This window comes from Pseudomonas sp. ASL4 (genome assembly GCF_056680395.1).
On record NZ_CM155280.1, the window covers coordinates 2,809,489 to 2,824,285 of the forward strand.

The window sequence follows — 14,797 nt, forward strand, 5'->3', positions numbered from 1 at the left end:
TATCAAAGGATGAGTCAGGTGGTGGGCAGGAAGCCGATGGAAATCCATGGCACGGCGATCAGCACGCCCAAGGCCACCACGAGTGCACCGAGATACGGCCAGACCCGGCGCATGGCGCCACTGGGGTCGACCTTGGCGATGGCGCACGCGGCGTAGAAGCCCACTCCAAACGGTGGCGCGAACAAACCCAGGCCCATGGCAAAGATCGCGACCATGGCGTAATGCACGTCGTTGATGCCCATGGTCTTGGCGATGGGAAACAGCAGCGGCCCGAACAGGACAATCGCCGGGATGCCTTCCAGAAAACTGCCCAGCAGGATGAAGGCCACCGCGGAGATGATCAGGAAACCCATCGCGCCGCCCGGCACCGTCGACATCACCTGCGCCAGTTGATGGGAAAAGCCCGATTGGGTCAGCGCCCAGGCCATTGCGGTCGCGCTGCCGATGATGATCAGAATCGCGCCGGACAACGCCGCCGTGCTGACCAGGATCGGGTACAGCCGGCGCCAGTCAAAGCAGCGGTAGCAGAGCAAACCGACGATGAAGGTGTAGGCCACGCCAATCGCGGCGACTTCGGTGGCGGTGGCGACGCCTTTGACCACCGCCGTGCGGATCACAAACGGTAGTGCCAGAGCGGGTAATGCGACCAGCAGCGAGTGACCGATTTCCTTGCCCGTGGCGCGTTTGCCGGTAGAGGCTTCGCCCTTGCGGTTCTTCCACCAGATCACCGCCGCCATGGCGATTGCGCCGACGACCGCCGGCATGAAACCGCCGGTGAATAGGGCGGAAATCGACACGCCGGTCACTGAACCGATGGTGATTAGCACCAGGCTCGGCGGAATGGTTTCCGACATCGCCCCGGACGCGTTGAGCATCGCCACCAGTTCGTTTTCATCCTCACCGCGTTTCTTCATTTCCGGAAACAGCGCGGGTGCGATTGCAGCCATGTCGGCTGCCTTGGAGCCGGAAATGCCGGAGATCAGGTAGATGGCACCGACCAGTACATACGACAGACCGCCGCGCACATGGCCAATCAGCGAGCACAGGAAACGGATCATCGCCCGGGCCATGCCCATGGCTTCGATCAAGGCACCCAGGAACACAAACAGCGGGATGGCCAGCAGGATCAGGCTCGCCATGCCTTCGTCCATGCGTCCGACCACCAGGGTCAGGGGCGTGGCGGTCATGGTCGACAGATACGCCACCGTGGCCAGGCCGAACGCGACCATGATCGGTACACCGATAACGATCATCGCCACCACTCCGATCATGAAGAACACGATCAGGTTCCAGTTGCCCATCAGCAACAGCGGACCTTCGGCCACCCACAGTAACGCCGCCAGTGAGGCCAGCATCGCCACGGACACGGAGAAATCGATCAGCCGCGCGCTGACCAGCAGGCGGGCGACACAGGTCATCAGCATCAGGCTCAGGCCGACCGCGATGGCGGACACGCGAAAGGCGTTGGGGATTTCCAGGGCGGCGGTGGTGATGATCCACTCGTCGCTCACGTACTCCCAGGCCGGCGTGAACAACAGCCCGATAAACGTGATGACAATCACCGCACCCAGCGTATCGACGAAGGCGCGTTTTTCCGCAGGCAAGCGCCCGATAAAAGAGGTAAGGCGCATGTGTTCGCCGCGCCGCATCGCCACCACCGAGCCAAGCATTGCCAGCCAGAGAAACAGCAGAGAGGCCAGTTCATCGCCCCAGACGATCGGCTGGTTGAGCACGTAGCGGGAGAACACATTGCAAAACAGCAAGGTGACTTCGACCACCACTAGCAACGCCGCGCTGCCTTCGGTCAACCAGCGTAGGCCGGTATCGAGGGCGCGACCGAGACGAAAAGTGGTTTGCCGTGGACTGAGTCCGTCATCAGGAGAAACGTCCGTCATTGGTAGTTCGTTTTTCATGACCTTGGCTCCGGCTTAGGACAATTGACCCGCGTACTGCTCGAGCAAGCTCCAGGCTTCGGTGCCGTACTTTTCTTTCCATTGGGTGTAGAAGCCTTTCGATTGCAGGTCGGTCCTGAACAATGAACGGTCGACTTTGTTGAAGGTGATGCCGTGGGCGGTCAGGGACGGTTCCAGGCTGGAGTTGAGGTCGATGACCTGCTGGCGCTGGATCAGCGCGGCGGCGTTGATCTGCCGGGAGACGATTTCCTGCACGTCGGCGGGCAGTTTGGGGAAGGTCTTGCCCGAGGCGACGATCCAGAAACCGCCCCAGATATGGTCGGTCATCGAGCAGTATTTCTGCACTTCATAGAAGCGCGCGGACTCGACTACCACCAAGGGGTTTTCCTGGCCGTCGACCACTTTGGTCTGCAGCGCCGAGTAGGTTTCGTTGATACTGATGCCAGTCGGTGAGGCGCCCAGGGCGCTGAACATCGAGGTCCACAACGGGCTGACCAGCACCCGCAGTTTGAAACCGGCGAGGTCTTGCGGCGTATTGATTGGCCGGGTCGAACTGGTAATCTGGCGGAAGCCGTTGTTCCAGACTTTTTCCATCGGGATCAAGCCGACCTTCTTGGTCTTGGCCCGCACGTACTCGCCGAGCTTGCCGTCCAGCGCGGCCCAGACACTGTCGTAGTCCTTGAATGCGAACGGCATGCTTTCGATGGACATCGCCGGCACGAGGGTCGAGAGAATCGCACCTGGCAACGGAATGAAGTCGATGGCCCCGGCGCGCACCTGGGACAGCATGTCGGTATCGCCGCCCATAGCGCCGTTGGCGTACACCTGCAGGTCCACGGCGCCATTGGTTTCAGCCTTGATCGCTTCTGAAGCGGCCTTCATCTGTTTGTTCAGCGGATGGGTGTCGGGCAGGCTGCTGGTGTAGCGCAACACAATCGGTTTGGTCGCGGCGAAGACGCTGGACGGCAGCAGGTTGGCGGCGAAGGCGCCACCGACGGTGACGCCGGCAGATACCAGGAATGATCGGCGACTGACAGTCTCGGTCAAGATACGGCTCATGATGTTCACCTTATTGTTTTTGTAGTTGTTCAAGAATCTACGATCGATGCTGATCCTTGTGGGAGCGAACTTGCTCGCGAAGAGGCCGTCAGACTCGATATCCATGTGACTGACCCACCGCATTCGCGAGCAGGCTCGCTCCCACAGGTGGGGGCGTGTCAGGCCAGTGCCACCACGGCTTTGGTTTTGATCAGTTCGTCGATTTCATCCTCTGCATAACCGCTTTCCTTCAGCACCTCGCGGGTATGCTCACCGAGCAACGGCGCATGACGACTGGTCGGCGGCACGGCGTTGTCCATGTCGGAGAAGTGAATCGGCAAACCCATGCCGCGCACCCGGCCTTCGGTGGGGTGTTCGGTCTCGACGACCATACCGCGTGCAATGGTTTGTGGATGCGCCAGCGCCGCGGCGATGTCCAGGACTGGCCCGGCAGGCAGGCCGAGGCTGTCGAACAACACCATCCATTCATGTGTGGTGCGCGCGACCAGTACTTCGTTGAGGATGTCCACCAGGGCCAAACGGTGTTCCATGCGCAGCGCGTTGCTGGCGAAACGCGGGTCGGCCTTGAGTTGCGGCACGGCCAGGGCTTCGACCAGTCGTTCGTAGTTGGCCTGGTTGGCGGCACCGATGTTAATCCAGCCATCGACGGTGCGGAACACCTGGTACGGCGCACTGGTGGAGTTGGCCGAACCCATTTTCGGCAGGATAGTGCCATCAGCGAAATACGCCGCCGCTGGCCAGTACATCTGTTGCAGGCCGGCTTCGAACAAAGAGGTGTCGACCATTTGCCCGAGGCCGGTTTTCTGTTTGGCGGCATAGGCGGCGCAGATGCCAAGGGCGGCGAGAATACCGGAGTTGATGTCGGCCACTGGCGAGCCGGCCTTGACCGGTTCACGCCCGGCTTCACCGGTCATGCTCATCATGCCGCTCATGCCTTGGGCGATCAGGTCGAAACCGCCTTTCTCACCAAACGGCCCGCTGCGCCCGTAGCCGGAGATGGCGCAGTAGATCAGGCCAGGATTGAGGGTTTTGAGGGTTTCATAGCCCAGGCCGAATTTTTCCATGGTGCCGGCGCGGTAGTTTTCCGTGACCACATCGGCATCCAGCAACAGGCGGCGCAACACATCACGGCCGCCGTCGGTTTTCAGGTTCAGGCCAATGCCGCGCTTGTTGCGGTTGACCACCATGAACGAGGCGGACTCACCGCTTTCCATGATCGGCGAGAAGCGGCGGGAGTCATCACCGTCCGGGACTTTCTCGACCTTCACCACGTCCGCGCCCATGTCGGCCAGCATCATTCCGCACACCGGCCCGGACATGATGTGAGCCAGCTCTACAACGCGCATGCCTGTCAGCGGTCCCATGTTATTTGCCCTCGAATTGTGGTTTGGCTTTCGCGATAAACGCGTTCAGGCCGATCTGAAAGTCGTTGGTGTCGTAGCAGGAATAACTGCTGTCGATCTGCTCTACGGTGGGGGCGACGCCGGCTTCCAGTTGTCGCGCTGCGTGGCGATGCCAACGGGCGACAAGAGGCGCGCCATTGATGATTCGCTTGGCGGTGGCGAGGGTTTCGGACTCGACCTCGGCATCGGGCACGACCCGGGTCACGAGGTTTTTCACGTAGGCGTCGCTGGCGTCGAGAATGCGACCCTCCAGCAGAATTTCCAGGGTCGTCGAGCGTCCGGCCAGCGCCACCAGCCCAGCCATTTCGTCATAGGACATGACCAGGCCGAGTTTGCCGACCGGCGCGCCGAAGCGGCTGGACGTGCCGCAGATTCGCAGGTCGCACAACGCAGCGATTTCCAGACCACCGCCCACGCACACGCCGTGGATCATGGCGATGACCGGGTGTGGGCACTCGACCACGGCGCGCATGGCTGTCGAGGTGATTTGCGCGTAGTAGCGGGCCTGGGGCTGATTGGCGCGTACGCTTGGGAATTCGCTGACATCGGCACCGGCCGCGAAGGCCTGTTCGCCGGCGCCACGCAACACCACGCAGCGTACGGAGGTGTCAGCAGACAGTTCGCTCATGACATCACCCAGGTCCTGCCACATGGACAAGGTCAGGGCGTTCATTTTCCCTGGGTGGCTGAGGGTGACGATGGCAATGGACGCTTGCCGTTCGATAAGGACGGTGGGCTTCATGATTGTTCCGCTGGCGTTGGCGTTGGCTTGGCCGACGACGCGGTTGCCTCCTGATTTATTGTTGTTGGATAGCGGCTGCTTAAAGCGATTGTTCGAGCATTGACAGGTAGTCCGCGGGTGATGCTTCACGCGGATTGGTCTTGTGGCTGTGATCGTGCAGCGCGCCCTCGACGACCCTGGCAAACAAGCTCTCATCGACCCCGATGTCGCGCAGGCGGGTTGGCAGGCCCAGGCGTCGGGTCATGGCTTCGATCGCGACGCCGATGTCGGCGCCGGCTTCAAGGCCCATGGCGTGGCGCAGTCGTTCAAGTTTTCGCTCGTTACGCACGGTCGGGGCGTTAGCGTTGAAGTCCACGACGGCCGGCAAAAAGATCGCGTTCAAGGTGCCGTGATGGAGTTTCGGATTGATCCCGCCCAAGGCATGGGACAGGCTGTGCACGCAGCCCAGTCCTTTCTGGAAAGCGAGGGCGCCTTGCATCGACGCGCTCATCATGTTCATTCGGGCTTCACGATCGCCGGGCTCGGAGGTGGCGCGCTCGATGTGTTCCCAAGCACGCCACAGGCCATCGAGGGCAATGCCATCGGCCGCAGGGTTGAAGGCCGGCGCCATGAACGTTTCGATGCAATGAGCGATTGCATCCATACCGGTGGCCGCGGTGAGCATCGGCGGCAGGCCGAGGGTCAGTTCCGGGTCGCAGATGGCCACGCGCGGCACTACATACGGCGAGATGACACCCACTTTGCGGCCATCGTCTAGGATCAGAATGGCGCCCCGACCGACTTCGCTGCCTGTACCGGCGGTGGTCGGAATAGCGATCAGCGGCGCGGTGGCCGAGGTGATGCGATCCAGTCCGCCTTCGATCACCGCAAAGTTTTGCAGAGGGCCATCGTGGGTGGCACAAACTGCTACACCCTTGGCCAGATCGATCGAAGAACCACCGCCCACGGCAATGATGCCGTTGCATTCACCGAGGCGGTATTGCGCGACAGCTTCACGCACCGCGTGTTCGTTCGGGTTGGGCGGGGTGGCGTCGAAAATTGTCGGTGTGAGGCTAGCACCAAGGGCGGCGATGACTTTCTCAACGATTCCCGCATTGCACACCCCGACGTCAGTGACGATCAGTGGTCGGGTGATGCCGGCGCGCTCGGCTTCAGCGGCCAGATGTTCCAGGCTGTCGTAGCCGAACTGGATTTTGGTGACGTAATTGATGAGGGACATGATTCACCACAAGTTATACAGGATTGTTATTGTTGCAATCGGCCCGGGGTAGGAGGGCTGTCGCTCTCAGGTAAACCCATTGCATTGCCTGGTTGTGGGGTGGACTATAGGGCCGTCGCGGCGAGCCCCGATACTGACAACTTTCGATACCTCTATAACTTTTAGTTAATTCTGATGACGCCATCACTGAACTCGATCATGTCCCGCCTGCACATCAAGCAACTGCGTTTGTTGATAGCCCTGGATGAGCACGGTTCCTTGCTGGGCGCGGCCAAACAGGTCGCGCTGACCCAGCCGGGTGCCAGTAAAGCGCTGCAAGAAATTGAAACCACGTTTGGCACCTCGCTTTTCACTCGCACTAACCGCGGGCTTGAGCCCAACGACGCCGGGCGCTCGGTCATTCGCTATGCCCGGTTGATCCAGACCGACCTCGCGCACCTGCGCGAAGAGATCATCGGCATCATGAGTGGCGAGGGCGGGCGGGTGTCGGTCGGCACCATCATGGGCGCCGTGCCGCTACTGACCACTGCGATCAGCCGGGTGATCGCCGACAACCCCAAGCTGTCCATCGAGATCGTCGAAGACACCAGCGCGGCCTTGCTCAGCCAGATTGACGCGGGACGCCTGGACCTGGCGATCTGTCGCACCACCATCAGCACCACCCCCTATCTCTATGAGAGCGCTGCTTTCGTCGAAGAAACCCTGGCGGTGATCGCCAGCACCCAACATCCGTTCGCCTATGCGCGGCAGCTGTCGCTCAAGGATCTGGTGGATTACCGCTGGGTGGTCTACCGCGCCAACATGCCCATGCGTTTGCTGCTGGAGCGCGAATTCCACGAGGCCGACTTGCGTTTTCCGGTGCATCTGCTGGAAACCACGTCGGCCTTCGCCACCCTGTCGCTGTTACAGGAAAACCCGACCCTGGTCGCGCTGGTGTCCACTGACGTGGCGAAGTTCTGCTCCGGCTATGGCTTTACCACCACGCTGCCGCTGCCTATCACCTCGCGCAGCGAACCCTATGAACTGGTGTCGCGTAAAAACGTGCCGGACTCGCCAACCGCCCGGCTGTTACGCGAGGCGCTGTTAAATCCGCAGTGAGGCTGTCGGGATACTGACTGGCTTTGGAGCCGTGCATTCGTGCAATTCAGGAAACTGTGATTTGAGTCAAGCGCGGTGTTTATCACGGATCGGCGCCGCGATACTTCGCCGGAATTTTGCCTGTCCCATAACTGGCCCATGGATGGCCACCGCGAGGTTAGAACAATGAATGTGTCCAACCGACTTGCGCTGTTGATTACCACCGCCGCGTTGCTCACTGCCTGTGGTGAGTCTTCCAAACTGCCCCCCCAGGGTTGCACAGAAAGCACAAGCTAAACCCCCAGTTGCGTCATAAATGACGCGTAGGCGCCACCGAGCTTGGCGCGACAGTTGTAGAAGTAAAAATCCGAACGACGATTCAGGATGCATCGTGAAACCTGGGCAGAACAAACCTGGCAATTTCTTCAACTACCTCTGCGATGGGGCGCTCGCTATGGCGCAGATGCAGGCCAACATGCTGTACACCTGCCTCACGTAATGCCTCTAGGTGTTCAATGAGTACGTCTCGCCCACAGCGTCCACCAAAGCGTAGTGGTGTCATCAGCGCATGAGGGGCGGCTTCAAGATCCAGATGCAGGAAGGTTATATAGGGTTTGTCACCACCCACCTCACGCCAGAGTCCAACGCGCCGACGATGTTCTTGCGGCGTTCCAGGATAAGCGAGCCAGCCATCCATATGCTCTCCAATCCAGTTGGGCGATTGTTGGCCAAGACCGGCAACCAGTAACGGAACGCGCTCTACACGCTGCGGCAGGAGTTGAGCTCCCTCCGGCAGACGTCCAGTGCCTTGGCTTTTCATCAATTCTACGGCACTGCGAAAATGCTTTCCCCGTTGGTTGTAGTCGACACCGAACAGCGGGTATTCCATAGGTCGATCGCCGCTAGCCACACCCAATAGCATCCGACCGCCACTCAGCTCGTCGATACTATTGGTCGCCTTGAGCGTTAACCACGGTTGTCGAAGTGGCAACACCACCGCAGCAGTACCCAGCATGATGTTTTTAGTGACGCCGGCCAGATATCCCAAGTAGGAAAAGGTTTCGAAAACTTGAGCTGCATCTCCAAAGTTTGGGTCATACATCGGCACATCACGTACCCAAAGTGCTCGAAACCCACTGGCGTCCGCCAATTGGGCCAGTTGAGTGTGTTGTTTCAAGTCAGGGACGCCAAAGGGCCGATTCTCCGCTACGCGTGAGTGTTGGCCTGCTTTGGACCAATCATTGTCCAGGGGCAACTCCAGTCCGATGGAAAAATTGGTGGAACCAAGCAAACGTTGAAAGTGTGAGTTCATAAGATCTCCTGTGGCTGCACAATGCAGAGCAGCGCTCTGGGTGAATGCGGACAGTATCGGCGGCCACGGTCGGGAGAAAAATGCATCAACAGGCACAATAGTTTTGATCTAAATGCACTATTGGACGAGTTGCTTTGTGGGGGGCAGGGAGCGATTACCGATAATGGGGGAGGGACTGGTGCGAACCACCCTACTACCTCAGTTTCCGGCGTACGAGCCTAACTGGCGTGGGCATGCTTTACATCGAACAGTTCCGCACGACACTCTCGTTGATCGACGGTGCGGAGCGGGCAATCGTTGGACAAAAAAAAGGGGCGTTTACCCGTTGCGGGCGAGTCCGACTACGTGCTGGGGATAGTGTCCTTCGCCGGGACGGTATGTGAATTCGCCAGACCTACGATTTTATCGTCCGGGAGCTAATTGAAAGCGGACGTCTGATACCGCTGCGGGAACAGTCGGGTGAACGAACTCGACCGTTCTCCGCGATATTCCGAGCTCACCGAGAGTTATCGGCTACGTCCCGGACGTTAATCGACTTTTATGATTCGCGAGGTGGTGGATCGAGCCCACAGCCCACTCATCGAGCGTCAAGCCTTCGAGTAGCGTGGGTAGTCGGTATAACCCTGGGCTCCACCACCATAGCTTAGTGCTCGGTCCGGTATCAAAAGCGGCCAGTCGTTGTGCAGGCGCTCAACCAGATCAGGGTTCGCGATGAAGGGCTCTCCAAACGCTGCGATATCGATCAACCCATCGCGCAGGAATTGCTCCGCACGTTCTTTGGTCATGCCCCCTGCAAGAACCAGTATTCCGTGGTAGTGGCTGCGAAATTTTTTCAGGAAGTCGCCTGGAATCGGCGAGCTGCCACGCGACAGCTGATCCATGAAATGGACGTAGGCCAATCCGCGCTTGGAAAGTTGGTCGGCGACATACAGGTAGGTCTCTTCGACATCCTCGTATAGCCCCATGTCGAACAGGCCACCAAAGGGCGACAGGCGTATGGCCGTGCGTTGCGCACCAATTCGATCAATGATGCTATCGACCACTTCGAGCAAGAAGCGCGAGCGGTTTTCAATGGTATCGCTGCGATACTCATCCGTGCGGTCATTGACCAGCGGGTTGAGGAACTGCTCGATCAGATAGCCGTTGGCACCATGCAGTTCAATGCCATCGAAGCCGGCATCAATAGCATTGGCGGCTGCCTGGGCAAAGTCACGGATAACCTCTTTGACTTCGTGTGTGCTAAGCGCGCGGGGTTTGGAGACATCGACCGGTCCGGGTTCGCCACGCTCAGTCATGCCCCAGGCCTGGGAGTTGCGGGCAATCTGAGAGGTCGAACTGACCGGCGCAATACCGTCTGGTTGAATGCTGATATGGGAGACGCGCCCGACATGCCATAGCTGCGTGAATATGACGCCACCGGCATCGTGGACCGCCTGAGTCACTTTTCGCCAGCCATTGATCTGTGGCGTGGTGTAGATGCCGGGGATGGCCAGAAACCCTTCGGCCGAGCGCGAAATCGGAGTGCCCTCGGTAATGATTAATCCGGCGCTGGCTCGCTGGCTGTAGTAAAGCGCAGTGAGGTCGTTGGCAACACCATCCGGCGCGCGCGCCCGGGTCATAGGCGCCATTGCGATGCGATTGCGCAGCGTCAACGCGCCGACTCGGCAGGGTTCAAATAATGAGTTCATGGGATCCCGTCCTTTCCTGATGATGCTCAAAAAGGTAGGCGCATTGATGCTGACTGATAATCCGACGTGGCTGAAAATGATCTGTGAGGCAATTTCACAAGTTAAATAGGTACTGCTCTAGTTTGATTGTTTATGAATTTTTTTCACAAGATCAGTGATTGATAATCCTATTATTCCGACATATCGCCGAGTGTCGCTTGTGATATTTTTTCACTAATCAATGAGTGGGAGAACGAAGTGGATAACAGAGCGGGCGAGATGCAGGTATTTGTGCGGGTCGTCGATGCCGGCAGCTTTTCGCAAGCGGCGCGTCAGATGCTGATGACGCCATCAACGATCAGCAAGTTGATTGTTCGTTTGGAATTGCGTCTGGGCGTTCGTCTGCTGGAGCGCTCGACACGCAAGCTGTCGTTGACTGATGAAGGACTTATTTACTACGAGCGCAGCAATGCATTGCTGGCGGAGCTCGATGATGTCGAAAGAGTGTTGGCACAAGGCGCACAGAAAGCACGCGGAACAGTGCGCATCAATGCGTCGGTAGCGTTCGGCACGTTGGCGATCGAACCCCATTTACCGGCCTTCTGGGAGGCTCATCCAAACATTCAGGTCAACCTGTCCTTATCCGATGACATCGTTGACATGTACCTGGATCGAACCGACATCGCCTTTCGGGTGGGTGTATTGAGTGATTCAACGTTGCGCGCGAGGAAGATTGGTATCGCTCGGCGCAAGATAGTTGCATCCCCGGGTTACCTGGAAAAGTACGGTGTCCCCGAAACCCTCGAAGACCTCGCCGAGCACAATTGCCTGAGCTTCAATTTCCGTCGCTCTAGTCCGGTCTGGCCCATGCACCAGGGCGGACGCATCATTGATCGCATCGTCCAGGGCAACCTGCAGGCCAACAATGGCGAGACCGTGCGGCGCATGGCGATTGCCGGTGTGGGCATTGCACGACTGGCTGACTTTCATATTGATGAGGACCTCGCCGCAGGACGACTGGTTGAGGTACTCGCACAAACCGGTCATGACTGCGAGGAAGTCCATGCGCTGTATCAGGGCGGGCAGCATGTGCCCCAGCGTATCCGGACCTTCCTCGACTTTATGGTACCGCGTCTGCAAGCCTTCATGAACCGCGGGTGAACCCGCTACTGTCGTCAGTCCTGGGATTCAACGACGGCCTTAAGGCGTTGCAGCCCTGCGCGATAGAGGGCCTCGAAATGCTCGACGACTTCAGTCTCTTCCGCGCCCTGAACGAGAAAGGTGCTGGACCAGGACGCCAGCGTCCCTCCTTTGCCATCGTCCTGCGCTGACATCGTGCCGACATAGTCAATGACTGGCGACGGGCCTTCCAGCAGGGCGTAGCTGTAATGTTTTTCGTCTTCGTCGAACGTGAGCAAGCGCTCGACAATGATCGCACCGTCGGCGGTTTTCAGGTGACGCAAACGTCCGCCATCACTGAGGGTGCTGCTGGCGATGACATTGAGCCAGCGGGGTAGCGAATCAAAGCCACCGAGAAGCGACCAGACTTGTTCAATGGGGCGTTCAATGGCAATCCAGACGTGGACTTCTCTCATGTTTTTACCTGTATTGGAGGAGGGCATTCAAAGAATGACTGATGTAACCAACCAGAGATTGGCGGCGCTGATCAGCAGGAAAATACACCAGGCCATGACTGCGACCGGGCGTGAGATAGCAAAATCACCCATCAGCGTTTTATCGCTGGTGAAACGAATCAACGGGTAAACCGCGAATGGCAGTTGCACGGACAACACCACCTGAGAAAGCACCAACAGATCGCCCACGGCGGCGTCGCCCATCCAGAGGATGCCGCACAGCGCCGGTACCATGGCCAGGAGGCGGGTGATCACACGCTGTTTCCACAATGAAACCTTCAGTTTCAAGTAGCCTTCAAGCACGACCTGGCCGGCGAGGGTGCCAGTCAGCGTGGCACTTTGGCCGGCCGCGAGCAGGGCCAGAGCGAAAAGCACCGCAGAGAGACCTACGCCCGTCAGGGGTGCCAGTAATTGATGGGCGTGCTCGATCCCGCCAATCTCAGTGTGTCCGCTATCGTAGAAGACGGCTGCGGCCACCAGCAGAATGGCAGCTTGCACGGCTGCCGCTATTGAAAGCGCGCGGATCGTATCGTTGGAAACCTGGCGCAGAGAGTGTTTTATCTGCTCGCCGTCGTGTGTGACGCTATTGGACCGGGCCAGTGATGAGTGCAGGTACAGATTGTGGGGCATGACGGTGGCGCCGATAATGCCTACCGCGATGAACAGCGCCCCTGGCTGAGCCATTGTGTGCAATGAAGGGATGAACCCCTGAAACATGGCGTTGGTATCGAGCGTGATCAGTGCCAGTTCAATGGCAAAGCACAGGACAATAGTCGCCACGAGGGGCAGAACGATTTTCTGTACTCGGCCATTGGCGGTACCCTTCAAGCCCAGGTTGATCAGTGTGCTGACAGCGGTCAGCACGATGCCGATGGTCAGTGGCAGGTTGAACAGTAATTTGAACGCCAGCGCTGCACCCAACACCTCGGCGATGTCGGTGGCGACGATGGCGATCTCCGCCATTGCCCAATGCGCGAGTGTGGCTTGACGGCCGTAGCGAAGACGACAGGTCTGGGCAAGGTCCTGACCTGTAACGACGCCCAGACGCAAGGCGAGTGTTTGCAAAAGCATGGCCGCCAGACTCGACAACACCACCATGAATAGCAGGCTGTAACCGAACTGAGCGCCGGCAGCGATACCGGTCGCCCAGTTGCCGGGATCCATGTAACCCACTGCAATCAACAGTCCGGGTCCCATCAGCAGCGAAAGGCGTCCAGGCACAGGCACAGGCACAGATGCTGGTTGGATGGCAGGCATCGCGGGGTGTTCCGACAACGAAGTCTGTGTCGTCATCGGTCAGTGGGTCCTTTGTGATCGGGCAAGCCGGGGCAGGCGTGCCAGCACCAGGGTATGAATGAACAGCAGCAGGCCGGCAACCGAGAGAATTTCCGATACTTTTCCGCTCCAAGCGTGGGCGGCCAGCAGACACACCAGAGCCGCCATCTGGGTCAACAGACGATGGGCCAGCGAAATCCGTGAAGGGCTCGACACCTTGAACAGGCGGCCGGGCCAAAAGTCTGGCCTGGCTCGCGAAAACGTTATTGCAGCGATGGCCACCACTGCATAGATCCAGACGCCGAGACCGGCGTCGCCTTCGGCCAGCGCCAAGCCAATGGCGCTGGCCGTGAGCAGCAGTGCAATGACAACGAACGCAACACGGCTATAGCTCATGGTGTTTCGCTCGAACCCATCGGTGCATCCACTCGCAACCGCAATACATGGAACGGCGGCTGGCTGTCATCCTCACCCGCATTGAGCAGTGGGTGGCGGTGCAGCTGATTAGCCGTGATGTAGAGCCATTCCCCCTGGGCGTCGAGCTCAACGCCGTCCGGCCAGGCGAGCAATTGATCGTCCTGGGCAAAAATACGGTAGCCGTCCGGCGACGCTATTCCGATCGCATTGTTCGCGATGTCGGTTACGTAGATGTTGCCCTCTGCGTCGACATCAAACCCATCGCAATGAGGTTTCTCGCACCAGTACTCAACGGCCTCGCTCAACGGTGCGATGCCCGCGGATTCTGCGAGGACTCCGGTTGATACCCGATAGACTTTGCGTGCGGACATCGAGCCGAAATAGACCCAGCGGCCCAACGGGTCGATCGCAATGGGATTGAGGCCGTAGCGGTAAGGAATGATCTCGCCTTCTGGCGTACGCAGGGAAAGGGCTTTTCCAGCAATCATCAGCGGCACATCTCCAGGCATCAACCCTGGGTAGCACTCAAGCGATCGCCATGAAAGACCTGTTTGCAGGTCGACCACAACAATGGCCGGAAAATCGCTTTCACCGCTGGGGTTCATCGTCATGTCCGCGATGTAAATACGCTGACGCCGCCAATCGATGACGAAATCCTGAGTGAAAGAACTTGGACGAAGCACGTTCTGCGGTAGCACGATCAGGCGGTTTAGGCGATCTTCTCGATCATTCCAGGCGATAAGGCGCGGCTGTTGGCCCGGCCCGCCCATGTCGAGTATCCAGACGATCCCCTGAGGGTCGGTGCGGATGCCGATCACTGCGGACATCCCGCGGCCATCCGCCCCGGGTTTACCCGCCCAGGTTTCATTAGGGTAAGCCTGATGCTCGCCGTCCTCGGCCACCGCACGTACGGAGATGTCCGGCGCGATAATGGCAGAGACCGACACCAGCACCCGCCCATCTGGCATCACCGTTGGATTACCCGGGCGCTCAACCGGGAACGTCGCAAAGATCTCCAGTTGATGGTTGTTCATGACAGAGCCTTGACGAAAGATGCCGCGGTGCCAGCGGTCGGATCA

The 14,797-nt window shown here is 59.0% G+C and carries 13 protein-coding genes; 2 read left to right on the forward strand and 11 right to left on the reverse strand.

What is annotated here, in order from left to right; all coding sequences use genetic code 11:
- Positions 1 to 14 precede the first annotated feature (14 nt).
- From AC1MEW_RS12745 to AC1MEW_RS12765, 5 genes are all read right to left on the reverse strand, one after another.
- Positions 15 to 1,913, reverse strand: coding sequence for a TRAP transporter large permease (locus AC1MEW_RS12745; RefSeq protein WP_480426534.1), 1,899 nt, complete (start codon positions 1,911 to 1,913; stop codon positions 15 to 17).
- Positions 1,914 to 1,928: 15 nt separating this feature from the next.
- A complete protein-coding gene (locus AC1MEW_RS12750) occupies positions 1,929 to 2,972 on the reverse strand; it encodes a TRAP transporter substrate-binding protein (protein ID WP_480426536.1) in 1,044 nt (347 codons plus the stop codon).
- 158 nt (positions 2,973 to 3,130) lie between these two features.
- The gene (locus AC1MEW_RS12755) at positions 3,131 to 4,336 is read right to left on the reverse strand and encodes a CaiB/BaiF CoA transferase family protein (RefSeq protein ID WP_480426538.1); all 1,206 of its coding nucleotides are present in this window, start codon (positions 4,334 to 4,336) and stop codon (positions 3,131 to 3,133) included.
- A 1-nt stretch (position 4,337) separates the two neighbouring features.
- Positions 4,338 to 5,117: an enoyl-CoA hydratase-related protein gene (locus tag AC1MEW_RS12760; protein ID WP_480426540.1), complete on the reverse strand. Its 780-nt coding sequence runs from the start codon at positions 5,115 to 5,117 to the stop codon at positions 4,338 to 4,340.
- 79 nt (positions 5,118 to 5,196) lie between these two features.
- Positions 5,197 to 6,336 carry an iron-containing alcohol dehydrogenase gene (locus AC1MEW_RS12765; RefSeq protein ID WP_480426541.1) on the reverse strand — a complete coding sequence of 380 codons (1,140 nt, stop codon included), beginning with the start codon at positions 6,334 to 6,336 and terminating at the stop codon, positions 5,197 to 5,199.
- Positions 6,337 to 6,510: 174 nt separating this feature from the next.
- Between AC1MEW_RS12765 and AC1MEW_RS12770 the strand changes: the two genes are divergently transcribed.
- The gene (locus tag AC1MEW_RS12770; protein ID WP_480426542.1) at positions 6,511 to 7,434 is read left to right on the forward strand and encodes a LysR family transcriptional regulator; all 924 of its coding nucleotides are present in this window, start codon (positions 6,511 to 6,513) and stop codon (positions 7,432 to 7,434) included.
- A gap of 358 nt (positions 7,435 to 7,792) precedes the next feature.
- Here AC1MEW_RS12770 and AC1MEW_RS12775 read toward each other — a convergent pair whose 3' ends face one another.
- Positions 7,793 to 8,725: a TIGR03571 family LLM class oxidoreductase gene (locus AC1MEW_RS12775; RefSeq protein WP_480426543.1), complete on the reverse strand. Its 933-nt coding sequence runs from the start codon at positions 8,723 to 8,725 to the stop codon at positions 7,793 to 7,795.
- Between the two features lie 587 nt (positions 8,726 to 9,312).
- Positions 9,313 to 10,413, reverse strand: coding sequence for an alkene reductase (locus tag AC1MEW_RS12780; RefSeq protein ID WP_480426544.1), 1,101 nt, complete (start codon positions 10,411 to 10,413; stop codon positions 9,313 to 9,315).
- Positions 10,414 to 10,650: 237 nt separating this feature from the next.
- Here AC1MEW_RS12780 and AC1MEW_RS12785 point away from each other — a divergent pair, with 237 nt between their 5' ends.
- Positions 10,651 to 11,553: a LysR family transcriptional regulator gene (locus AC1MEW_RS12785; RefSeq protein ID WP_480426545.1), complete on the forward strand. Its 903-nt coding sequence runs from the start codon at positions 10,651 to 10,653 to the stop codon at positions 11,551 to 11,553.
- 14 nt (positions 11,554 to 11,567) lie between these two features.
- On the opposite strand, the gene AC1MEW_RS12790 is transcribed toward AC1MEW_RS12785, so the two are convergent.
- The 4 genes from AC1MEW_RS12790 to AC1MEW_RS12805 are packed head-to-tail and all read right to left on the reverse strand — an operon-like array spanning position 11,568 to position 14,752.
- Positions 11,568 to 11,987 (reverse strand): SRPBCC family protein, encoded by a 420-nt coding sequence (locus AC1MEW_RS12790; protein WP_480426546.1) that lies wholly within the window; start codon positions 11,985 to 11,987, stop codon positions 11,568 to 11,570.
- 27 nt (positions 11,988 to 12,014) lie between these two features.
- Positions 12,015 to 13,319: an Nramp family divalent metal transporter gene (locus tag AC1MEW_RS12795; RefSeq protein WP_480426548.1), complete on the reverse strand. Its 1,305-nt coding sequence runs from the start codon at positions 13,317 to 13,319 to the stop codon at positions 12,015 to 12,017.
- A 3-nt stretch (positions 13,320 to 13,322) separates the two neighbouring features.
- Positions 13,323 to 13,697, reverse strand: a complete 375-nt coding sequence (locus AC1MEW_RS12800; protein ID WP_480426550.1) for a hypothetical protein — start codon at positions 13,695 to 13,697, stop codon at positions 13,323 to 13,325.
- On the reverse strand, positions 13,694 to 14,752 hold the full coding sequence (locus tag AC1MEW_RS12805) for an L-dopachrome tautomerase-related protein (protein WP_480426552.1): 1,059 nt from the start codon (positions 14,750 to 14,752) through the stop codon (positions 13,694 to 13,696). The genes AC1MEW_RS12800 and AC1MEW_RS12805 overlap by 4 nt, the downstream gene beginning before the upstream one ends.
- Positions 14,753 to 14,797: the final 45 nt, after the last annotated feature.